We start from the raw sequence: 18,880 nt of genomic DNA, 5'->3' as shown, positions 1-18,880 counted from the left end.
GGATGAGCCCACCGACCAGCCCCTGGGAGCAAGATGTCCGGCACAGCTCTGGCCAGATCAACGATGAGATTCGGAACCCGGCTCGGCCTGGCCGCCGTCGTCCTGATCGTTCTGGGTCCCTTCATCAATCGGAACTTCGGCCTTGGCGACAGCCTGATCTTTGTGCTGCGTCCCGGGGTCTGGGATTCAGCCCCCATAGCCGTGCTGGTATCGCTGACCCACCTGATCTTGTTGGTGGCGTGCGCGCTGCTTTCGGTCACCTTGGTCACGGCTTCACTGGTGATCCGTTCTGCGGACGCCAGCGGCGAAGGAGCCGAAGCCGTGGAGTACGCCCCCAAGTAAGGAGTCCGCCAGATGCCCAGCCCCAATCCCCACGTCCTGGTTGGTGTTGTAGCCGGCGCTGCTGCCGCAGTGGTCGAAGCAGCCGGAGGGCTGGCCGACCGTCTCGGTGCGGATCTGGTCTGCGCCCACGTCGACGACTCCAGCGAGAAGGTCGAGGAAAAGCCGGACGGTACGGTGGTGTCGAGGCCGCTCAATCCGGATCTGCCGTTCGAAGCGAGCGAGGAGTTCGACCCCCGGCTGCGCGCGGAGATCGCCGCGGTCCTGGACCCTAAACCTGTGGAGTGGTCGGTGCGCGCACTGGCGGGTGGTCCGGCGCAGGAGCTTGCGCGGCTGGCCGAGAAGCTGGACGCAGCGCTGATCGTCATTGGTACCCGGGAGTCGGGGTTCCGGGGTTCTGTTGAAGAGTTTCTCAACGGTTCCGTAGCCATTCGGCTGGCCCACCGCCAGCACCGTCCCGTGGTGGTGATCCCGCTGAACCCCGTCCTCGACGATGCCGATCTGCCGTGGAAAAGAGCGCAGTGAGAGGCCGGGCCCGGCGCCTTCCGGACGGGACGACGCGGCTCGTGGTCCGCGAGCGGTACAAATATCTCACCGGCTGGGCCGGGGCCCTTGTGGAGCCAGTCGAGATGGTCAGTTTGGTCATGACCGAGCGGATGCTTCGGGGCATCCGGGACCGTGCGGAGTCCCGGATCAGCCGAGGCTGGTGCCGAGGGCCCCTGTTACGTAGGGAACCAGCCATATCCCCCAGACGATGAGGGAAAACTTGTGGAAGCGCTCCTTCTCCGCCTCGCGGTTGCGGACCAGCACGATGACCGCCCAGGCGAGGTGGAACACCATCAGGAGCAAAGCAATGGCGCCGGTGACGGCCATAATGGCGTTGAGCCCCGCCCCGGTCCCGCCTGAATTGGCATCCCCTGATTGCGCAAGCTGGGACATGAGATAGGTGCCGGTGGCATCGCAGATGAGCCCGAGAGCAAAAAATCCAGCATGCCACCACTTCAGGACGCGCTGCCGGTGCTCCGACCACACACCAATCGTGTAGAAGACCAGAGCAGCCGTGATGATGATAATTGCTGGCACAAGCATGCTCTGAGGCTACAGGTGCTTTGCGGGGAAGGGACCAGGCCGGGGCTTGAACTAATCTCAGGGCCCATAAGATCCTGCTTTATCGGGCTGCACCCACAGCTGCAGATTGCTAAGAACACGAGGGGGTGATTCCCGGACGCCCGGGAACCACCACCCTCTCCTCACTGCAGCAGGGTGAATCCTGATTCATTACGGGTCTTACCGAGTGCCGCCAACACGATCTGCAGGAAACCCATCGCCTCGAGTTCCCGCGCACGCGACAGGGGGCCGACGTCGACCGCCCGCATTCCCGCCGCCTCAATCAGGTCCGCAACGGCGATTTTCGCCTCGGCGTAATCTCCGGCGAACAGGACGGTCGTCGTCGTGGTGCCGTTCGTGCCGGAGGTCAGCGTGTCGCCAAGGTTGACGTTGAACGCCTTCACGACGGCGGCGCTTTCCGGGAGCTGTGTGGCGAGCTCTGCGGCTGTGGAGGAATCGGCGGGTGAAGTCAGCTGATCGTAGGTGCTGAAGTCGATGGGGTTGCTGATGTCGATGACGACCTTGCCGGCGAACCGGTCCCGGTAGTGCTCCAGGATGCTGGCGTAGGCAATATACGGGACCGCGAGCACCACAAGGTCGCCGGTGAGCTCGTCGCCGAAGCTGCTGTAGGTGACATCCGGCCGGTCCCCCGATGAGCTCGATGTACTGCGCCGAATGATCTGGATACCCGCGCCGGCCCGGGCAGCGACTTCCGCGATTGCCGCGCTCATCTTGCCGCTTCCGATAATGCTGATGGTTCTCATGCGAACTGGACCTTCCTGAATCGTGTGAGTGCCCTCTCGGCAACCTTTTGCGCGTCGTAATCGAATACCGCGCTTCGCCGGAAATCCCGCCCGACGCGCAGGTCGGCGTCGCGCTTTTTGAGGTCCGCGAATTCATACTGTGCATCGAACATGGCCCCGGCCCGCCGGGAACCGTGCTGCAGGATCGCGGTGCGCTGCATCCGGACCGAGGTGTAGCGGCGGAATGCTTCGGGGATATCGGCGGTGGTTTCTGCGGCGTTCAGGAAGATGGCAAGCGCCATGCTGTCCTCGATCGCCTGGTTCACCCCCTGCCCCTGGTGCGGCAGCATCGTGTGCGCTGCGTCGCCGAGGAGTGTGATCGGCCCGCGGGACCAGTTGGTGAGGGGTTCGTGGTCGAACAGGCCCCACCAGAAAGTCTTCTCAATGGCCGCGATGAAGCGTTGCAGCCTCGGGTCCCAGTCCTCGCCGGCAAATTCGGCGGCGAGCTCGCTCACCTCCGCCGGCCCGGACCAGGGACCGTTGAGCGGCCGGTCGCTCGGCACGCCGGCGACGAAGTTGAACAACTTCCGGTTCTGGAGCGGATAGCACATGAAGTGCCGCTGATTGCCCATCCATACCTGGCTGATCATGCGCCAGTCGTCGGGGAGGAGGGACGCGTCAACGACTCCGCGGTAGACGATGTAGCCGGAGTAAACGGGCTCCGGATACTGCAGCACGGATTTGCGCACCACCGAATGGATACCGTCCGCACCAACGACGGCGTCGAAATCCTCGTTCCCGCCGTTCTCGAAATCGATGCGGACACCGGTGTCCAGCGTGTGAACAGACGCGATCCGCTGGTTGAGGCGAATCGTTTCGGGGTCGACTTCCTGAGCCAGGACATTGATGAGGTCCGGACGGTACATGCCGATGTTTCGGTATTGCCGCCCCGAATCCTCCCAGGCTGCGTCGGTGACAAGATTGCCCATGGCATCCTGGTAAACGCCGTGCCCGTCCGGGACCGCCCCGGCGCGTTTGACCTGCTCCAGCACACCGAGCGTGTCCAGCACGCGCTGGGCATTCGGTGCCACCGTGACCCCTGCACCCACTTCGCCGAGCTTGCTGGCCTGCTCGAACACTGTGACCTGGACGCCGGCGATCCGGGTCAGGGCGATGGCAGCGGTGAGCCCGCCCATCCCTCCGCCGACGACCGCGATTCTGGTGGTGGGACTAACCATTATTTCTCCCTATCTGTACTGCATCTGTACTGCGCAAAACATGTGATTCCCTATCGCGTTCCGGAGAACTCCTTGGCGGCAGCGCGCGGGGTGAATATCGTGGCGCCGCTTGCCTGCACGGCCTCGTGCTCGGACCCGAGCGGGATGCCGGAGCGGTCCCGCAGGCAGAGGGTCGCAATGCCTCCGAGGACGGATGCGGTGAGAAGGTAACCGGAGACGGCCGCCGTCGTGCCCGTGGCCTCAAGGAGCATCTGGGCGATCATGGGTGCGAAAGCTCCACCGAGGATCGCCCCGATCGCATAGGTGATCGAGACACCGGAGAAGCGGATCGACGCCGGGAAGATCTCCGAGTACCACGCGGCCAGCGGGCCGTAAGTGAGGCCAAGGCTGGTGGAGATGAGGACGAGTCCGGTGTAGAGCCCGGGCAGTCCTCCGTGGTCGACGAGCCAGAAGACCGGGAAGACGACGGCGGCCTGCAGCGCGAAGCCGATGAGGAACGTGTTTCTCCGGCCGATCACATCGGAGAGGTAACCGGCTAGGAGGGTCGAGAAGAACCACACCACCGCTCCGGTTGATGCCGCCAGGAGCACCGATGTGGTGTCGAGGCTCTGTACGTTGATCGCGTACCTGTTGAGGAACCCGCCCGTGGTCATGTAGCCCAGGGTGCCGTTGCCCGCGAATACGATCGCGGCGAGGATCACGAGGTACCAGTGCCGCCTGAACAGCGTCACGACCGGAACCTGCTTCTGCTTGCCCCGTTTGGCGATGTCGGTGAATACCGGGCTCTCCTCGACTGAACGGCGGATCACGAAGCCCACAACAATGAGCACAATGCTCAGCAGGAACGGCACACGCCAGCCCCACTCGAGGTAGGCATCGCCCGGGGAGATGACGCCGGTCATGAGGGCCGTTATGCCCGAGGCGAGGAGGAAGCCGAGAGGAACGCCGAGCTGCGGCCAGGAGCCGGCGCGGCCGCGGCGGTTCGCGGGAGCGTGTTCCACGGCCATCAGTACCGCCCCGCCCCACTCGCCGCCGGCGGAGAGACCCTGCAGGATGCGGAGGAGGAGCAGGAGGATCGGCGCGGCGATGCCGATCTGGGCGTAGGTGGGCAGCAAGCCGATGAGCGTCGTCGCGACCCCCATGAGCACAAGCGTGAGGACGAGCATCGCCCGCCGGCCGATCCGATCACCAAAGTGCCCGGCGAGGAATGCGCCGAGGGGGCGGAAGAGGAAGGAGATTCCGACCGTGGCGAAGGAGAGGAGCACGCCGATCTCCCCGCCCGCGGGCTGGAAGAAGAGCTGCGCGAACACGAGCCCGGCGGTCGTCGCGTAGATGAAGAAGTCGTACCACTCGATGGTGGTGCCGACGATTGTCGCAAAGGCGATTCGCCGCTGGGAGGCGGGCCTTCGGGTGGTTGCAGAGGAGGTCATTCTCGTCCCTAACGTCTTTGTCGCCCTCCCAAATGAGAAGGGCCCGGGAAGCTGTTCCTCCAATGCTGTGGTGCTTATCTCTGCGTGTAAATCACAGTAATGTGAGGATGTAGTTCGGTTGAGTCGAAGAAGCTTGGTTCGGAGAAGAGGACGGCTATGACGGATGTGAGCCTGAGGCAGCTTGAGCTGTTCGCCGCGTTGCCGAATTTCGCCACCCTCAGCGCGGCTGCGGCCCATCTGCACATCTCGGAGTCCGCACTGTCGCAGGCGGTCACTTCCCTCGAGAATGCGGTGGGGGAGCAATTGTGCGTGCGCCGCAAGGCGCGGGGCCTCACGCTGACTCCGGCCGGCCAGCAGTTCGCTAAGCAGGCACGCAGGATCATCTCCGACACGCAGGAGCTCGTTCTGAGCGCCCGCCGGGCCGAGGAGCTGCGCGGGCCCGTGAAGCTCGGCTGCTATTCGAGTTTCGCCATCAACGTGGTTCCCGAACTTCTCGAAGGCTTCCCGCGGAGGCATCCGGGCGTGCACATGGAGATCATGGTGGGCACCAACGAAGAACTGCTTTCCGCGCTCCAGGCGGGAAATCTCGATGTCGCCCTGGTCTACAACGTGTCTCTCCCGCTTGGGTACCGGCGCCGGAAGATCTACGCGACGGAACTGGAGGTCCACCTGCATCCGGACCATCCGCTCGCGTCGGCCAGCACCGTCAGCCTCGCGGATCTCGCCAGCGAGCCTTACATCCAATATGAGGCGACCCCCGGCACCGTCAACGTCACCGACGCCTTCACCGCGCTCGGCCTTGAACCCAGGATCGAAACCCGGGTCAGCCAGACCAACCTCGTCGAGGCGCTTGTGGGCCGCGGCGTGGGCTATGGCCTGCTGATGTCACGGCCCAACAGGCTCCCGATGAGCACCGAGGGCCGGCCGGTGGTTCGGCGGCCCCTCGACCCACCCGTCACCGTCTCTCATGTTGTCGGGATCTGGCCTGAGGATATGAATCTCACGCCGCGCGCTTCGGCCCTTCTGGATTTCGCGGTGGAGAAACTCGGCGATTACGGCCGGCGGGAGACTGTCACGAAGGCGTGAGCCAGCCGTTATCCGTGTTCAGGTCCTTGCCAGACCAGCACTGCGACAGTGCCCGCGAGGATCATTGCGGTGAGCGCGAAGGGCACCGGAATCAGTGGGTCGACGAGAACGAGGACGCCGGCGACCGGGACGACGGTATTGACGATCCGGTCCGCGATGGGCCGGATCGCCAGGAGCCAGATTCCCAGTACGAATACCGCCAGCGGGACGGTGTATGCGAACGATGCCCAGGGCGGGTGCAGCTCGCTGTGCCCGGTGAGCACGTCAATTTCGACCTCGATGCCGGCGGAGAACGCACCGGCTGCGGCGAAGATGAAGTAGTGGCCGTAGCCGTAAGCCAGGGACCTGGAGAAGCTGCTGATCGCGTGGTGGTGGGGCGGCCAGAAGTAGATCCACCAGAGAGCCGCAGTCGCAATGAGCACCAGTGCCGCGATGGCGATTAGCGAGCCGAGTTTCTGAGTATCCTGCAGTGCCTCGATGATGGCGTTGGCGGATCCGAGGAGGCTCTCGCCGAGGACGATGAGAGTGAAAAGCCCGTAGCGCTCCGTGATGTGATGCGGGTGCCAGGGTGTGGAGCCGGTGCCCTCGGCGATGATCGGCACACTGATTTCTGCAAGGACAAGCATAACCAGCCCCGGGAGGAACAACGACGACGGCAGCAACAGGGAGAGCAGCCACAGCACCTGGACGGTCGTGATCCCGCCGGCGTAGATGAGGGTCGCCCGGCGCGCGCTTCCGGCTCCCCGCGAGGCGCGCAGCCACTGCACCACCATCGCCAGCCGCATAACGACGTAGGCGAAGATCAGCACCGAGTAGTCGTGCTCCTCGAAGGCAGGCGCGATGCCCGCGGCAAGCACAAGGACGCCGCCCATCTGAACGATGGTCAGCACCCGGTAGAGCCAGTCATCGGTGTCGAAGGAGGTGGCGAACCAGGTGAAGTTCATCCACGCCCACCAGATCCCGAAGAACACGATCGCGTAATTCAGGATCCCATCGGCCACGTACCCTTCGGTGAGCTCATGATGCAGCTGCACACAGTACTCACCGCCACGACGAAGACGAGGTCGAAGAACAGCTCCAGGGTGGACGCGGATCTACCGGGCTCGTTCGGGTTGCGCGGCCTCATGGGCTCGAGCCGGAAACGGGAGACGGTCGTCATGCGGATACTCTTCCTGCCCGCCTGCCTGTCCTGGCCCGCTGCGTCGCCTCCGCCCGGGGAAGGACCTCACGGTTGGTGCGCGGTACGGGCTCGGGTGACGTGGCCGCCGAGAACTCGGTTGGGACGGAACGAGTCTACGATCAGAGTCTGCCGGTGCGAAGGGGCCAGCTGTGAGACAGCGTCTGTCACCTATCTCTCGCCTGCTACCGGGTATGCACGTCGTACGTTGCCCGCAGCAGTCCGCCGTCGGGCGTCGAATGATGGCCGCGGAGCGTCAGCAGCACCTCCTGGTCCAGTTCCCCGAACAGGCGGCGCCCCCGGCCGAGGAGCACCGGTGCGATAGATACCGTAATTTCGTCGATCAGTCCGGCGCCCAGGAACGCTTGAATGGTGCGGCCACCATCGACGTACACCCGAGCCGCCCCTTCGGCCTCAAGCAGCCGCTTCGCTTCATCAACTGAGCGGACGACCTGCACCTTGTCATCACCCGGGATGGTGGTGCTGAGCACGATGACGCGTTTCCCCTCGAAGGGCCAGTCATCGAAGCCAAGCACGGTCTCGTAGGTGGAACGGCCCATGACCAGCGTGTCGATGGCAGGGAAGAACGTGTCCCACACCAGGGCTGGATGGGCTGTCGAGTCCGTGGTGTGCGGCCGGGGCGACGGGTCGGTGAGCCAGGAGAGGCCGCCGTCGGGCCGTGCAATGTAACCGTCCAGGCTTGCGCCGACGAAAACACATCCTCGCCACGTGCGATCGGTAGTCATGTCCAGCCTTTCAGGAGAGTATCCAGGGTCTGTGCAGGGGTGCTCGGCTGCAGATCCACAGCACGGCGGTACAGGCTGCCGTGAAGCGCGTCGAGCAGTGTCAGGGACGCTGCCCGAGGATCAATGCCGTCCCGGAGCGGCAGGCATGCCAGGAGGGCGGCGAAGTAGTCCGCCTGCCTGCGCCAGCCCTCGCGGAGCAGGTCCGCCGAGGTGGGTGACCAGAGGTCGCGCATCAGCTCACCGAGGCCAAAAACAGCTGATCCGGATGTGGGGGCGGCGAAGTTTGCGTCGACGTAGTCGCGAAGCTCGTTCAACTCATCTGTGACTCCTGCCGGCGCATCCGGTATCCGATCGATCCACCTTCGGGTCAGGGCATGCAGCAGCCCCTCTTTGGAACCGAACCGCTTAATCAGCCCGGCGGGACTGATGCCTGCGGCCGGAGCGACGTCGTGCAGCCCCCAAGCGCCCATCGACGGCCGCTGGGACATGGCGGCGTCGATGCGTTCGAGCAACTCTGCATCGGAGGCGCGCTGTGGTCTGCTCATTTAATTAGTAAATCACAGTTTACTAATCGGGTGGTTCTTACGCTTCCAGCAACTCCGGCTGGATAACAGCGTCTCCGTGCATCACCTGGGTGACGATGTCCTGCAGCTGAAGGAGGATGCTTTCCCGGGGACCACCCGCGTCGATGGTTCGAAAACCCGAATAACCCGGCAGTTCCCTGTAGCCGGCCTGAAAACTACGGAGACCGTTGATGGTCTCCTGATCCTCGCCCCGCAACCTGATCCGCTCATAGGCCTGTTCAGCCGGGAGATCGAAATACACCACCACATGGGCCTGCGGCAGGAGACCCATCAGGACCGGGAGTGCAGTTCCTGGACCTATTCCGCGCGCCTTCCGCAAGGCCACCTGGCAATAGAGATGCCGATCCATGATGACCAGCCCCGCAAAGCGCCGGGCCCGCAGATGGTTGATGAGGACATTGGACACCCTAATTGCCGTTTCGAGGGCGTCGGCAATCCGTACCGGGACCCCTACCCGGTAACGCAGCCCCCAGCCAGCGATGGTTTTCCGTCCGGAGTAGTTCCCCAGAACCAGCACCTCTCCGGGTGGAAACAAATCCTTAAGGGCCCCCGCGGCGGTTGTCTTACCCGAGCCGTCAATGCCCAGCACCACCACGACGGCGCTCTGTCCCCTCCTGCGCCCGGCGCCCCGGGGCCGGGACTCCGCGATGCTTCTCCCCGAACCAGGCCTGGTGTATCGGCGCATCAGCGCGCGCCAGCTCGCCGGTGCGTCGTGGAAGGTCATTTTCGAGACTTTAGCTGGTGAACATGAGTGGCAGCAGGACGCCGGGACGGGTCAACCACCGTGCATCTCCGCCCTTCACGGCCATCACAAATGGCAGGCGGAACACCAAACCGCACGGGCCAGCTCGCGCAGCGATCTGGTTCAGCGACCGGAGCGCCCCGCTGGCCAGCAAGCAGCTTTGGTAAGTAACGTGGTGATCGTAAGGTTGCTGATAATCGAAGGCAGAGGAGGACATCGTGGCCGACACGAATGCGAAAGATCCCAAACCCGAACCGTCAAATGCGATCGAGAACGCAGCTGACAACTTCATGCAGGACCTCGGTGAAGATGTTCCGGACGGCAGCGGCGGCGAAGACAAGTCCGACCCGCGCACCCGGGTCCACTCGAACCTGGCCGAAGGCCTGAACGCCGACAACGAGAATTTCAAGGCGAAGCACGAGGACCAATAACCTGGTTCACGCGGCGCGGATGACCGCTAGGAGACCTCCGGGTAAGGCGGAGCTTATCCAAGTCCACCAATCCCGGAGGTCCTTCGTGCCCCAGCGATCGCTGGCACTTTTACATGCTGCGGGCGGCGGCGACCACGAGCAGGGTTCCAATTCCGCCCGCACGTTCCCGCACTAAGGAAGTATCGCGATGGCCACCTGCGGCATCACGCAGGATACGAGCGCGAAGTTATGGGGGCCAACTTGTGCCCGATTGTTCCGGCCGGTGTCGTCGCACCAGTCGATGCCGTCTGGGTAAGCAACAATGGAGCCCGCTCCCGGTGCGGTGCTGGCTGGCACGTTGAACGTGTAGGTGAACCCACCGGCGTCGTTCATCGGGGCCGTCGTGTCGATGACCTGATTGCCAGCGGAGTCCGTGACGGTGATCTTGATGCTGGCGTCCTGCCCATAACGGGGATTGCACTCCGAATCGTCAGCCGCCACCGTGACCTGGCCACCAACCGTGGCACTCGCAGGGCTGGCCGAGAACTCAGGAGGCAGGCATGGCGGATCGTCCCTGAAGATGGATTGGCAGCCGGCCAGAGCGGGCATACCGACGACGACGGCGGCGGCAACAATGAGCGTCCGGAACGGTCGGTTATTGGGAGTTCCCCTCTCGAAGGCGCCGAGGATTCTCGTCATCGTTTATGTCCGAGATTGTGTAGGCCGGGCCGCTGGAATGTTCAATCGTTGAGCTTCCTGGGGTGAAACCGAATATTCGTGATTGGACGGATGCTGAGCCGGCAACCGGACCTGCAATTCTCGAACGCCAGGATCCAGCACGGGTTATTAGGCGAATCAGGATCAGGACGGCGAGCGCCCAGACAACCGCATTGCTCCACCGGCTGAGGTTTAACGGAGTCAATCCGTCCACGATCATGATCAGCAGGAGCGCCACCAGGAGAAAGGCTGTGGTCGCAGTCAGGAGTCGCGAGAGTCGTGCTGCCATGCGCTCACCCTAGCCAGAAGACGCTGCCGCAGCCAGAGACGGCACCGGAGCGCCGTCGTCGGCTTAGCCATGTTGAGTTGTTTGCGCCGGACGGTTGAATCACAAACCGGCGCCACAAGATGGAAAAGCCTCTTGCGCTGGGATGGCAAACGAATTCCAATAGCCCAATGACAAAAGATCCGGGAACCGCCGCGTCAAAACCCCAAACCGGGTTGAAGCGGGCAGTCGGTACGCCGCTGCTGTTCGCGTTTATCGTGGGAGACACCCTCGGGGCTGGCATCTACACCCTCGTGGGCACCATGGCCGCCGACGTCGGCGGCGCCATCTGGCTTCCCCTGCTGATCGCGCTGGTCGTCGCGATGCTCACCGCCGCGACCTACGCGGAGCTGATCACCAAATACCCTCACGCTGGCGGAGCCGCCCGTTATGTCGACCGGGCTTTCGGCATCCCCTACCTGTCATTCATTGTCGGTTTCCTGATGATGGCCTCAGGAATCACCACTGCCGCCGCCCTGGCGAACGCCTTCGCGGGCGACTACCTGACCGCGATCATTGATGTTCCCTCCGCCCCCGCTGCAGTCGCGTTCATCATCCTGCTGACCCTGATCAACCTGCGCGGCGTCCGGGAGTCCCTTACCGCCAACCTCATTGCGTCCATCATCGAGGTAACCGGACTCGTCATCGTTATCTTCGTCGGCGCCGTCGTGCTCACCTCCGGCAACGGAGAGCCCTCCCGGCTCCTTGAGTTCGAACCGGACATACCGCCTCTTGAAGGCGCCTTCGCCGCCTCCATCGTCGCCTTCTTCTCGTTCCTCGGCTTCGAGGCGGCGGCCAACATGGCCGAGGAAGTGCGCCAGCCGTCCAAGTCCTACCCCCGCGCCCTGTTCGGCGCCATCGGCACCGCAGGGCTCGTTTATCTCCTCATCGCCCTGAGCGCAGTCATCGTCCTGCCCCCGACGGAACTGGCCGACTCCACCGGGCCCCTGCTCGACGTCGTCGCCGCCAGCGGTGTCGGCATCCCGCCCTGGTTCTTCAGCCTCATCGCGCTGATCGCCATTGCCAACGGAGCGCTGCTGTTCATGGTCATGGCCAGCCGGGTCGGCTACGGATTGGCAGAAGCAGAACTGCTTCCCCGTGCCTTCAGCCGCGTGCTGCCCGGCCGCCGTACCCCGTGGGTCTCCATCGTCGTCATTGCCGCTTTGACGATCATCCTCACCCTGACCGGGAATGTCGCCTCGCTGGCCGAAACCACCGTGCTGCTCCTGCTCCTGGTGTTCCTTTCCGCCAACGTGAGTGTCCTCGTCCTCAAGAAGGACAAAGTGGAGCACGACCACTTCACGGCACCTCGATTCGTGCCGGTCCTCGCGATCATTGCGAGCATCGTGCTCTTGGCACAGCAAACCTGGCCCATTTGGCTCGGGTCCGCCGCCTACGTGGCGGTCGGATCCCTGTTGTTTCTCGCCGCCCGGGCACGGCGCAAACGCGAGGACCGCGTGAGCGCGGACTGACGTGCGGCTGGGACCCTACGAGCAGCATTGCGTGCAGCGCGCCACTCACGCTTGGCATGCGGCCTTGTAAAGGCGGCCGCTACACAGGACCGGATGCCAGAGCCGTGGCGAGTCCGTCCAGCGACTCCGGACTCGCGGCGAGTTGCACCTTGCCCTTGTCAGTCAGCAGGGTCATGGCTTGGTATCCGGAGGCTGGCAGATACTTGCGCTCTTTACCGCTGACCTTCCACCGGTCCGGAAACACGTCCAGCACTACAAAGTCTGTTGCCCGTCCTGAAGGCTCCAAGGTGTCGTAAACAGCGGGCTGGAAGCGGACAGACCCGGCAGCGGGAGTCGCGATCCCTTGGTTCCAGATGCCGCTGAGTGAACCCGGACGGGAGTCGGGATAGCGGATATAGGCCTTGAACTGCCCGTGTTCCGCGAGCCGTTTTTTGGTTTTCCAAGCAGTTCGAACCTGCGACAGTGCGAAAACCCAGTAAACCGAGGTGTATATAAAGGCACCGACCAGGGCATCAACCAGGTCACGTGAGTTAATGCTGAAGCGTACGGCTGCTGTGAACACGAAGAAGATCACATAGCCGGATGCAAGTGCCAGGTAGGGGTGTAGCCGGACCCAGTTCTTCATACCGTCATCCGGTTGGGGGACGGACAAGTGGCGCAGCTCTTTCAACCCACCCGCGGTCCAACACTTTCCTTGGCCCGTCAGTACCAGCGCCGCAGAAAGCGACCGCTTGTCCCATCCCGAGGCAGCAGAGAAGTCTGGGCGTTCGTGGGTCATTCATGCGCGAAGTGTTACACACCCTCTTCGTTATAGGAACGGGAGGTAGGGCCGGGCGCCGGGACCAGGATCAGGTTATCGGCCGCCTTCGTTTGGTGGGGAAGCTGAGTTCCTTACCACCTTGATGACTACGAGGACTGTGGTGAACGAAGCAAAAACAATGCATAGGCAATTCGAGGTGGAGTTGAGTCGATGGTGAAGATTATCGCCAGCAGGTACAGCAAACCGATCTGCGGCCGGATCACGATATCTCCAACGCCTGCGGTTACGTGCCATAGCTGGACTCCAAGGTTGTTGGCGGCCTTCCGCAGATTGGATGGCGGTGACAATGTAGCGGTTGATCGCCCGTGCGATGAATGTCCTGCCTAGCAGGAGCCGTAAACGTTTCGCGCTGAGGGGACGCCCAGGGAGGCTACGTGTGATTCTGTGATGTCTTGGCATAAGCCGGGTCCGACCGAGTCTGGATGACGATCCCCGTTATCATCAGAGCCGCCGCGATCAAAGTAATCGGCAAGTCCGTGTTGTAGCCGAAGAGACCAACTGCGACCGGCGTCAGAACAGCCAGCGCGGACAGCGCGAAGAACGCTCTCGCAACACGCTTCATTCTGCGCTGACGCGCTAGGGCGGCTGGGGGAAATTCTTCCATCGGTGCACATCCTCCGCTTTCGGACACTCGCCAATGAATCCTCGCAGAATGATGCCCGAGTTGTACCGGTTAATGATCCCCAGGCGAGACAACTGGACAGTTTTAGTCACTTCCCCGGCGCTTATCCGGTCCGTAGTCACCAAGTCTGTTTTGGCTTGCCCCGGACGTCCAATGTCGGGTGTGTCCGGCTGCGGCTTGGTGCCGGTTCATGGCCGTCGATAGATCTCCCGCACCAAAACCGGCGGGTCTGGGAGCTGCAGTACGGCACTAAACGCTTCAACCCTCGATACTCATGCACGGCTGCGCCCGGTGTGATCCCGAGGCTCTGGATGCTCCCGTTGTCCCAGTGGAGGGTCCTTCAACGGACACCTGACCCCATGCCCGCTACGAAGATGCAGAACGGATGACCGGCCGGATCGGCGTAAACGTACAACGGCTCGTTCGGGTCGTCCGTCCGATCGAGACGGAGCTCTGCCCCCAACGCCAACGCCCTGGAGTGGTGATGCTCCAGCGCCTCTCGGTCAGGAACCGTCAGGTCGAGGTGCATCTGCATCGGCACCTCAGGCAGCGGCCATGTTGTCCGCTGCAAATGATCAACCTGCTGAAAAGCAAGCCTGCGTTTACCCTGTCCATCAGTGAGAACGAGCCAATCGACATAGTCAGCCTTGCCCTCCTCCACGGGCTCATCTCCTGGCCGATACTGGAGTCCCAGGAGGTGACGGTAGAACTCCGCCAGTCCTCGCACATCAGTAGTGTCGAGAACCGTCTGAAGCATCTGAGGGAATGCACTCATGGACCGAGACTAACGATTCTGAAGGTTCCCTCGCCAGCCCTTCCCGACCATGAGGTTCCCGTCCCGTAAACCGGTCCCTCAACGGGACGTCCCTAGCTGAGGAGCTAAACCCGGACTGCTCCAGTCGGGGATCGGCTTACAGACATGTGGATGACGCACAGACATGGGAAAACGTCGCTAGGTATCGCTGCCATTCGTGCGCTAGGGTCACAGCGAGAATGGAGGTTCCCGCATTCATGCCCGTATAGGGAACAGTCCTGGTAGAGCCGAAATAATCGCAGCAGCTAAAAGATGGCGAAATCAAAAGGGGTTGACTTGAAACTGCGCTTTTCTTTCATGCTGCCAGCGCTGGTGATTGTTGTTGCCCTTGGAATTACTGGTGCGATTTTTCCTGGCCTCATAGCGGTGGTTACGGGGCTCATGCCTGTCGTAGTTTTTGCTGCGCTCGTCAGCATGATGCTCACGGAGCGGAAGCGGGGACGCCGTAACCGGGATGGCTGAGGTCGCGCCTGCGACCAAGGGGCGGCCAACTACTGCGTGACCATGCCATTCGCATATACCCCGCCCGCAATAATGCCCGGTGAAGGTGGCCCAACCGCTACAGCATTCAACGCCGTTCAACGGCGCCCAGCGCTCCCACCCCCCACGCCGCCGTCGGGCACCTGACTGCAGGGAACTACGCTGGGTGGATGGCAACAGTAATCCTCGTGCGGCACGGCCGCACCACAGCGAATGCCTCCGGCCTGCTGGCCGGGCGGACCCCCGGCGTGAGCCTCGACGACGTCGGACGGGACCAGGCGGACGCAACCGGGAAACGGCTCGCCGTCGTACCCCTTGTTGGAGTGGTGTCGAGCCCGCTCGAGCGCTGCCGGCAAACCGCGCAGTTCATCGTCGACCAGCAGCCGGGCAGCCCGCATGCGCCGGTCGACGACGAACTCACCGAATGCGACTACGGCCAGTGGCAGGGCCGCACCCTCGCCGACCTGGCGAAAGAGGATCTGTGGAAGGTCGTGCAGACCCAACCCTCCGCCGTCGTTTTCCCCGGCGGCGAGTCCATGGCCGCGATGCAGGCCAGGGCAGTGGCGGCGATCCGGCGGCACGATGCAGCCTTCGAGGCTGAGCACGGGCCGGGCGCCGTGTGGGTGGCGGTGAGCCACGGGGACATCATCAAGTCTGTCCTGGCGGACGCGCTCGGCATGCACCTGGATATGTTCCAGCGCATCGACGTCGGGCCTGCGTCCGTATCGATCGTGCGCTACGGCGCGGGGCGGCCCACCGTCCACGCGACCAACACCGACGCCGGAGACCTGTCCTGGCTGGCCGCCACCCACGAACACAGCGATGCGCCGGTCGGTGGTGGTGCAGGCCACGCAGCACCGCCCGCCCAAGGAGCCTAAAGTAGTCCTATGCCTACTACCGTTCACGATTTCGACTGGCCGGACCGCGTCGTCGTCGGCACCGTCGGCGTTCCCGGTCAGCGCACGTTCTACCTGCAGGCGCGGGCAGGCAAGCAGCTCATCAGCATCGTCCTGGAGAAGCTGCAAGCGGACCAGCTGGCCGAGAAGATCGACGAGATCCTCGACCAACTGATGACCGTCGACGGCAACCCCTTCCACGTTCCCGCAAACACTCCCCTGGAGCTCGTCGACAATGACGATCTGGAGGCTGTGGAGGAACAGTTCCGCGCCGGCGTGATGAGCCTGGGCTGGGACCCGACGACGGCGCAGGTCGTCATCGAGGCCTACCCCATCGAAGAAGTTGATGAGGACGACGACGGGCTCCTCGAGGATGCCGACGACGCCGACGCCGCCGAAGTGCTGCGGGTGAGGATGCCGGTGGGCACCGCGCGGGCCTTCGCGAAGCGCACGCGGGAAGTGGTGGGCGCCGGGCGTCCGATCTGCGTGATCTGCGGTCAGCCGATCGACGCCGACGGACACACCTGCACGCTCCCTGAATCCTGATGCCGGCACGGGACCTGCTCACCGACGAACTCACGCTCACCGGGCGGATTGCGACGGCGTCCAACGCCACTTTCCTGGGCAGCATCGGCGACGCCACGGTCGTCTACAAACCCATCGCGGGCGAGAAGCCACTGTGGGACTTTCCCGACGGCTGCCTGGCGCACCGCGAAGTCGGCGCCTACCTGGTGTCCGAGGCCCTGGGCTGGAACATCGTGCCGCGCACCTGGCTGCGGGACGGGCCGCTCGGCGAAGGCATGGTCCAGCTCTGGCAGGAGACCGCCCCGGAACAGAACGCCGTGGATCTGGTGCCGCTGGAGGATGTGCCGGAATCCGGGTTCAAGCTCGTGCTGGAGGGCGAGGACCAGGCCGGCCGAATCGTCGCCCTCATTCACGAGGACTCGGGGGCGCTGCGGCGGATGGCGGTCTTCGACGTCGTCGTCAACAATGCGGACCGCAAAGGCGACCACGTCCTTCCCATGGCCAACGCGCACCGGTACGGCGTGGACCACGGGCTCACCTTCCATAGCGACCACAAACTGCGGACCGTGCTCTGGGGATGGATCGGCGAGAAGCTTAGCGAGGAAGAACTCGCCGGGATTGACCGGGTTCGCGAGGGCCTGGACGGTGAGCTGGGACAGCAACTGGCGGAGCTGCTAACTGCCGAGGAGATCGAGGCGCTTGCCACGCGGTGTGCACGGCTGCGGTCGACGGCGGTTTTCCCGGCACCCAGCGGCGGGATGCCTGCCGTGCCCTGGCCTCTGTTCTAAGCACCCGCACCGGCGGGCAGCTCAACGGAAGCCCGCAGGCCGCCGTCGGGCCGTCCGGTGATGGTGAGAGTTCCGTCGTGGGCCTGGACGATGCTCTTGACGATGGTCAGTCCCAGGCCGGCGCCGGCCTGGTCCGAGCGCACGCGGTCCGTGCCGCGCCGGAAAGGTTCGGCAAGGTTGGAGACCAGCTCGGGCGCCAGCTGTTCACCGGAGTTCTCCACGATCAGTTCCACGCGCCCGCTGCGCCAGCTGGTCGTCGCGCACACCGCGCCGTCGTCGGGCAGGTTGTGGACAATCGCGTTGTGCAGGAGGTTGATAGTCAGCTGCCGCAGCAGGGCGCGTGAGCCGACGACCGGGGTGACCTCGCCGGAGGTATCCAGGCGGACGCGGCGTTTCTCCGCCAGCGGGAGCAGGGTCTCAGCGGCTTCATCCAGGAGCAGGGACAGGTCCACCGGTTCGCTGGTGAAGGACTTCTGGTCCGCGCGGCTCAGCATCAGCAGCGCCTCAGTCAGGTCGATGGCGCGGACGTTGACGGTGTGCAGCCGGTCGATGAGCTGAACCGGGTCCAGGTCCGGATCGTTCCGGGCAACCTCCAGGAGGGTCTGCGAAATGGCCAGCGGCGTGCGCAGCTCGTGCGAGGCATTGGCCGCGAACCGCCGCTGTTCCGCCACATGTGCCTCCAGCCGTTCAAGCATGCTGTCGAAACTGTCCGCGAGCTCACGGAACTCGTCCCGCGGGCCCGGCAGCCGGATCCGGTGCGACAGAGTGCCGTCCATCGCCGTGTGAGTGGCGGCCCGGATCTGGGTGAGCGGGGCGAGCATCCGGCCGGCCAGAAACCAGCCTCCAACCAGGCCGATGACCAGGAGAAAAAACAGCGCCCACGCCGCCCTGGGGGCAAACGCGTCCCAGAGGTCATCCCGCCCGGGAATGAAAAGGCTGCCGACGCCGGGGGTGTCATGCGGGACAACCTCCGCCCGCTCCGGCACATAGCGCAGCAGGAAGAGCCACACCACCGCGATGAGCAGTCCGCCGGCCACCATGAGAAAACCTGCATAGCTGAGCGCGAGTTTAATCCGGACGCTGAGTCCCCGCCTCCTACGCACGCACACCCGCATCCGCAGTATCCGCCGCGGCTTCAATGCGGTAGCCGACGCCGGGGACGGTGGCGATGATCCAGGGTTCCCCCAGGCGTTTGCGCAGCGCAGAAACGGTGATCCGCACGGCGTTGGTGAACGGGTCCGCGTTCTCGTCCCACGCCTTCTCCAGGAGTTCCTCGGCGCTGACCACTCCCCCGCAGGCCGCCACCAGGACTTCCAGTACGGCGAACTGCTTCCGCGTAAGCGCCACGTAGCGTCCGTCGCGGAAGACTTCCCGGCGGAACGGATCCAGCCGCAGCCCGGCCAGCTCGCTGACCGGGGGCCGGTTATGGGCCCGACGGCGGTAGAGGGCCCGGAGCCGCAGCACCAGTTCGCGGAACTCGAAGGGCTTGGTGAGGTAATCGTCGGCGCCCAGCTCAAAGCCGGTCGCCTTGTCATCGATCCGGTCCGCGGCGGTGAGCATCAGAATCGGCAGCCCGCTGCCGGCGCGGACGATCCGCTGCGCGATCTCATCGCCGGAAGGGCCTGGAATATCGCGGTCCAGGATCGCCAGATCGTACGAGTTCAGGCTGAGCAGCTCCAAGGCCGTGTGGCCGTCGCCCGCAATGTCGGCGGCAATGGCTTCCAGCCGCAGTCCGTCGCGGACGGCTTCGGCCAGCAGGGGTTCGTCCTCCACGATCAACACACGCATAGGGCCGATCCTACGAGACGGCGGATATCGT

Annotated in this window: 23 protein-coding genes; 9 read left to right on the top strand and 14 right to left on the bottom strand. The window is 64.0% G+C overall.

The features are described from left to right. The first annotated feature begins 63 nt into the window (after positions 1-63). Positions 64-342, top strand: a complete 279-nt coding sequence (locus tag ArtHe_RS16370; RefSeq protein WP_248317908.1) for a hypothetical protein — start codon at positions 64-66, stop codon at positions 340-342. Positions 343-354: 12 nt separating this feature from the next. Further along, the gene (locus ArtHe_RS16365) at positions 355-864 is read left to right on the top strand and encodes a universal stress protein (protein ID WP_248317907.1); all 510 of its coding nucleotides are present in this window, start codon (positions 355-357) and stop codon (positions 862-864) included. Positions 865-1,032: 168 nt separating this feature from the next. Here ArtHe_RS16365 and ArtHe_RS16360 read toward each other — a convergent pair whose 3' ends face one another. The 4 genes from ArtHe_RS16360 to ArtHe_RS16345 all read right to left on the bottom strand — a co-directional run bounded on the left by ArtHe_RS16360 (position 1,033) and on the right by ArtHe_RS16345 (position 4,857). Beyond that, the gene (locus ArtHe_RS16360) at positions 1,033-1,428 is read right to left on the bottom strand and encodes an HsmA family protein (protein ID WP_248317906.1); all 396 of its coding nucleotides are present in this window, start codon (positions 1,426-1,428) and stop codon (positions 1,033-1,035) included. Between the two features lie 161 nt (positions 1,429-1,589). Further along, positions 1,590-2,210: an NAD(P)-binding domain-containing protein gene (locus ArtHe_RS16355; protein WP_248317905.1), complete on the bottom strand. Its 621-nt coding sequence runs from the start codon at positions 2,208-2,210 to the stop codon at positions 1,590-1,592. Continuing rightward, on the bottom strand, positions 2,207-3,427 hold the full coding sequence (locus tag ArtHe_RS16350) for an FAD-dependent monooxygenase (RefSeq protein WP_248317904.1): 1,221 nt from the start codon (positions 3,425-3,427) through the stop codon (positions 2,207-2,209). Before ArtHe_RS16350 ends, ArtHe_RS16355 begins: the two co-directional genes overlap by 4 nt. Positions 3,428-3,477: 50 nt before the next feature. Beyond that, complete coding sequence (locus ArtHe_RS16345) at positions 3,478-4,857, bottom strand: MFS transporter (protein WP_248317903.1); 1,380 nt, start codon at positions 4,855-4,857, stop codon at positions 3,478-3,480. Between the two features lie 156 nt (positions 4,858-5,013). Here ArtHe_RS16345 and ArtHe_RS16340 point away from each other — a divergent pair, with 156 nt between their 5' ends. Further along, positions 5,014-5,943 (top strand): LysR family transcriptional regulator, encoded by a 930-nt coding sequence (locus ArtHe_RS16340; protein WP_248317902.1) that lies wholly within the window; start codon positions 5,014-5,016, stop codon positions 5,941-5,943. An 8-nt stretch (positions 5,944-5,951) separates the two neighbouring features. Here ArtHe_RS16340 and ArtHe_RS16335 read toward each other — a convergent pair whose 3' ends face one another. The 4 genes from ArtHe_RS16335 to ArtHe_RS16320 all read right to left on the bottom strand — a co-directional run bounded on the left by ArtHe_RS16335 (position 5,952) and on the right by ArtHe_RS16320 (position 9,174). Continuing rightward, positions 5,952-6,977 carry a low temperature requirement protein A gene (locus ArtHe_RS16335; protein ID WP_248317901.1) on the bottom strand — a complete coding sequence of 342 codons (1,026 nt, stop codon included), beginning with the start codon at positions 6,975-6,977 and terminating at the stop codon, positions 5,952-5,954. A gap of 328 nt (positions 6,978-7,305) precedes the next feature. Further along, on the bottom strand, positions 7,306-7,866 hold the full coding sequence (locus tag ArtHe_RS16330; RefSeq protein ID WP_248317900.1) for a dihydrofolate reductase family protein: 561 nt from the start codon (positions 7,864-7,866) through the stop codon (positions 7,306-7,308). Then, positions 7,863-8,411, bottom strand: a complete 549-nt coding sequence (locus ArtHe_RS16325) for a TetR/AcrR family transcriptional regulator (protein WP_248317898.1) — start codon at positions 8,409-8,411, stop codon at positions 7,863-7,865. Before ArtHe_RS16325 ends, ArtHe_RS16330 begins: the two co-directional genes overlap by 4 nt. A gap of 37 nt (positions 8,412-8,448) precedes the next feature. Continuing rightward, positions 8,449-9,174 (bottom strand): thymidylate kinase, encoded by a 726-nt coding sequence (locus ArtHe_RS16320; protein ID WP_248317896.1) that lies wholly within the window; start codon positions 9,172-9,174, stop codon positions 8,449-8,451. A gap of 236 nt (positions 9,175-9,410) precedes the next feature. On the opposite strand from ArtHe_RS16320, the gene ArtHe_RS16315 reads away from it, so the two are divergent. Then, positions 9,411-9,623: a hypothetical protein gene (locus ArtHe_RS16315; protein ID WP_248317895.1), complete on the top strand. Its 213-nt coding sequence runs from the start codon at positions 9,411-9,413 to the stop codon at positions 9,621-9,623. Positions 9,624-9,794: 171 nt separating this feature from the next. On the opposite strand, the gene ArtHe_RS16310 is transcribed toward ArtHe_RS16315, so the two are convergent. Continuing rightward, the gene (locus ArtHe_RS16310; RefSeq protein WP_248317893.1) at positions 9,795-10,301 is read right to left on the bottom strand and encodes a hypothetical protein; all 507 of its coding nucleotides are present in this window, start codon (positions 10,299-10,301) and stop codon (positions 9,795-9,797) included. A gap of 474 nt (positions 10,302-10,775) precedes the next feature. On the opposite strand from ArtHe_RS16310, the gene ArtHe_RS16305 reads away from it, so the two are divergent. Further along, positions 10,776-12,116, top strand: coding sequence for an APC family permease (locus tag ArtHe_RS16305; protein WP_248317891.1), 1,341 nt, complete (start codon positions 10,776-10,778; stop codon positions 12,114-12,116). 79 nt (positions 12,117-12,195) lie between these two features. Here the strand turns inward: ArtHe_RS16305 and ArtHe_RS16300 are convergent, their stop codons facing one another. The 3 genes from ArtHe_RS16300 to ArtHe_RS16290 all read right to left on the bottom strand — a co-directional run bounded on the left by ArtHe_RS16300 (position 12,196) and on the right by ArtHe_RS16290 (position 14,333). After that, positions 12,196-12,894, bottom strand: coding sequence for a hypothetical protein (locus ArtHe_RS16300; protein ID WP_248317890.1), 699 nt, complete (start codon positions 12,892-12,894; stop codon positions 12,196-12,198). Positions 12,895-13,306: 412 nt separating this feature from the next. Further along, on the bottom strand, positions 13,307-13,540 hold the full coding sequence (locus tag ArtHe_RS16295) for a hypothetical protein (protein ID WP_066299531.1): 234 nt from the start codon (positions 13,538-13,540) through the stop codon (positions 13,307-13,309). A gap of 358 nt (positions 13,541-13,898) precedes the next feature. Further along, entirely contained in the window at positions 13,899-14,333 is a 435-nt protein-coding gene (locus ArtHe_RS16290) for a VOC family protein (protein ID WP_248317889.1), read from the bottom strand. 291 nt (positions 14,334-14,624) lie between these two features. On the opposite strand from ArtHe_RS16290, the gene ArtHe_RS16285 reads away from it, so the two are divergent. The 4 genes from ArtHe_RS16285 (at position 14,625) to ArtHe_RS16270 (ending at position 17,061) form a co-directional block, all read left to right on the top strand. Continuing rightward, entirely contained in the window at positions 14,625-14,834 is a 210-nt protein-coding gene (locus ArtHe_RS16285; RefSeq protein ID WP_248317888.1) for a hypothetical protein, read from the top strand. Between the two features lie 188 nt (positions 14,835-15,022). Continuing rightward, a complete protein-coding gene (locus tag ArtHe_RS16280) occupies positions 15,023-15,730 on the top strand; it encodes a histidine phosphatase family protein (protein WP_248317887.1) in 708 nt (235 codons plus the stop codon). Positions 15,731-15,739: 9 nt separating this feature from the next. Further along, positions 15,740-16,294, top strand: a complete 555-nt coding sequence (locus tag ArtHe_RS16275; RefSeq protein WP_248317886.1) for a DUF3090 family protein — start codon at positions 15,740-15,742, stop codon at positions 16,292-16,294. Then, on the top strand, positions 16,294-17,061 hold the full coding sequence (locus tag ArtHe_RS16270; RefSeq protein WP_248317885.1) for an SCO1664 family protein: 768 nt from the start codon (positions 16,294-16,296) through the stop codon (positions 17,059-17,061). Before ArtHe_RS16275 ends, ArtHe_RS16270 begins: the two co-directional genes overlap by 1 nt. Here the strand turns inward: ArtHe_RS16270 and ArtHe_RS16265 are convergent. Further along, a complete protein-coding gene (locus ArtHe_RS16265) occupies positions 17,058-18,176 on the bottom strand; it encodes a HAMP domain-containing sensor histidine kinase (protein WP_349238366.1) in 1,119 nt (372 codons plus the stop codon). The two genes, ArtHe_RS16270 and ArtHe_RS16265, sit on opposite strands and share 4 nt — an antisense overlap. After that, complete coding sequence (locus ArtHe_RS16260) at positions 18,157-18,849, bottom strand: response regulator transcription factor (protein WP_248317883.1); 693 nt, start codon at positions 18,847-18,849, stop codon at positions 18,157-18,159. Before ArtHe_RS16260 ends, ArtHe_RS16265 begins: the two co-directional genes overlap by 20 nt. Positions 18,850-18,880: the final 31 nt, after the last annotated feature.

Source organism: Arthrobacter sp. Helios, assembly GCF_023167125.1.
Lineage (GTDB): Bacteria > Actinomycetota > Actinomycetes > Actinomycetales > Micrococcaceae > Arthrobacter_B > Arthrobacter_B luteolus.
Note: the sequence above shows the minus strand (reverse complement) of the source record. Positions and strands in the feature narration are given on the sequence as shown.

What these genes read in the sequence shown, in the direction of transcription:
- ArtHe_RS16355 (WP_248317905.1), bottom strand. Translation starts at nt 2,210, where the DNA reads ATGAGAACCATCAGCATTATCGGAAGCGGCAAGATGAGCGCGGCAATC.
- ArtHe_RS16370 (WP_248317908.1), top strand. Translation starts at nt 64, where the DNA reads ATGAGATTCGGAACCCGGCTCGGCCTGGCCGCCGTCGTCCTGATCGTT.
- ArtHe_RS16330 (WP_248317900.1), bottom strand. Translation starts at nt 7,866, where the DNA reads ATGACTACCGATCGCACGTGGCGAGGATGTGTTTTCGTCGGCGCAAGC.
- ArtHe_RS16290 (WP_248317889.1), bottom strand. Translation starts at nt 14,333, where the DNA reads ATGAGTGCATTCCCTCAGATGCTTCAGACGGTTCTCGACACTACTGAT.
- ArtHe_RS16275 (WP_248317886.1), top strand. Translation starts at nt 15,740, where the DNA reads ATGCCTACTACCGTTCACGATTTCGACTGGCCGGACCGCGTCGTCGTC.
- ArtHe_RS16305 (WP_248317891.1), top strand. Translation starts at nt 10,776, where the DNA reads ATGACAAAAGATCCGGGAACCGCCGCGTCAAAACCCCAAACCGGGTTG.
- ArtHe_RS16260 (WP_248317883.1), bottom strand. Translation starts at nt 18,849, where the DNA reads ATGCGTGTGTTGATCGTGGAGGACGAACCCCTGCTGGCCGAAGCCGTC.
- ArtHe_RS16320 (WP_248317896.1), bottom strand. Translation starts at nt 9,174, where the DNA reads ATGACCTTCCACGACGCACCGGCGAGCTGGCGCGCGCTGATGCGCCGA.
- ArtHe_RS16265 (WP_349238366.1), bottom strand. Translation starts at nt 18,176, where the DNA reads ATGCGGGTGTGCGTGCGTAGGAGGCGGGGACTCAGCGTCCGGATTAAA.
- ArtHe_RS16360 (WP_248317906.1), bottom strand. Translation starts at nt 1,428, where the DNA reads ATGCTTGTGCCAGCAATTATCATCATCACGGCTGCTCTGGTCTTCTAC.
- ArtHe_RS16300 (WP_248317890.1), bottom strand. Translation starts at nt 12,894, where the DNA reads ATGACCCACGAACGCCCAGACTTCTCTGCTGCCTCGGGATGGGACAAG.
- ArtHe_RS16345 (WP_248317903.1), bottom strand. Translation starts at nt 4,857, where the DNA reads ATGACCTCCTCTGCAACCACCCGAAGGCCCGCCTCCCAGCGGCGAATC.
- ArtHe_RS16270 (WP_248317885.1), top strand. Translation starts at nt 16,294, where the DNA reads ATGCCGGCACGGGACCTGCTCACCGACGAACTCACGCTCACCGGGCGG.
- ArtHe_RS16310 (WP_248317893.1), bottom strand. Translation starts at nt 10,301, where the DNA reads ATGACGAGAATCCTCGGCGCCTTCGAGAGGGGAACTCCCAATAACCGA.
- ArtHe_RS16365 (WP_248317907.1), top strand. Translation starts at nt 355, where the DNA reads ATGCCCAGCCCCAATCCCCACGTCCTGGTTGGTGTTGTAGCCGGCGCT.
- ArtHe_RS16280 (WP_248317887.1), top strand. Translation starts at nt 15,023, where the DNA reads ATGGCAACAGTAATCCTCGTGCGGCACGGCCGCACCACAGCGAATGCC.
- ArtHe_RS16350 (WP_248317904.1), bottom strand. Translation starts at nt 3,427, where the DNA reads ATGGTTAGTCCCACCACCAGAATCGCGGTCGTCGGCGGAGGGATGGGC.
- ArtHe_RS16325 (WP_248317898.1), bottom strand. Translation starts at nt 8,411, where the DNA reads ATGAGCAGACCACAGCGCGCCTCCGATGCAGAGTTGCTCGAACGCATC.
- ArtHe_RS16285 (WP_248317888.1), top strand. Translation starts at nt 14,625, where the DNA reads ATGGCGAAATCAAAAGGGGTTGACTTGAAACTGCGCTTTTCTTTCATG.
- ArtHe_RS16295 (WP_066299531.1), bottom strand. Translation starts at nt 13,540, where the DNA reads ATGGAAGAATTTCCCCCAGCCGCCCTAGCGCGTCAGCGCAGAATGAAG.
- ArtHe_RS16340 (WP_248317902.1), top strand. Translation starts at nt 5,014, where the DNA reads ATGACGGATGTGAGCCTGAGGCAGCTTGAGCTGTTCGCCGCGTTGCCG.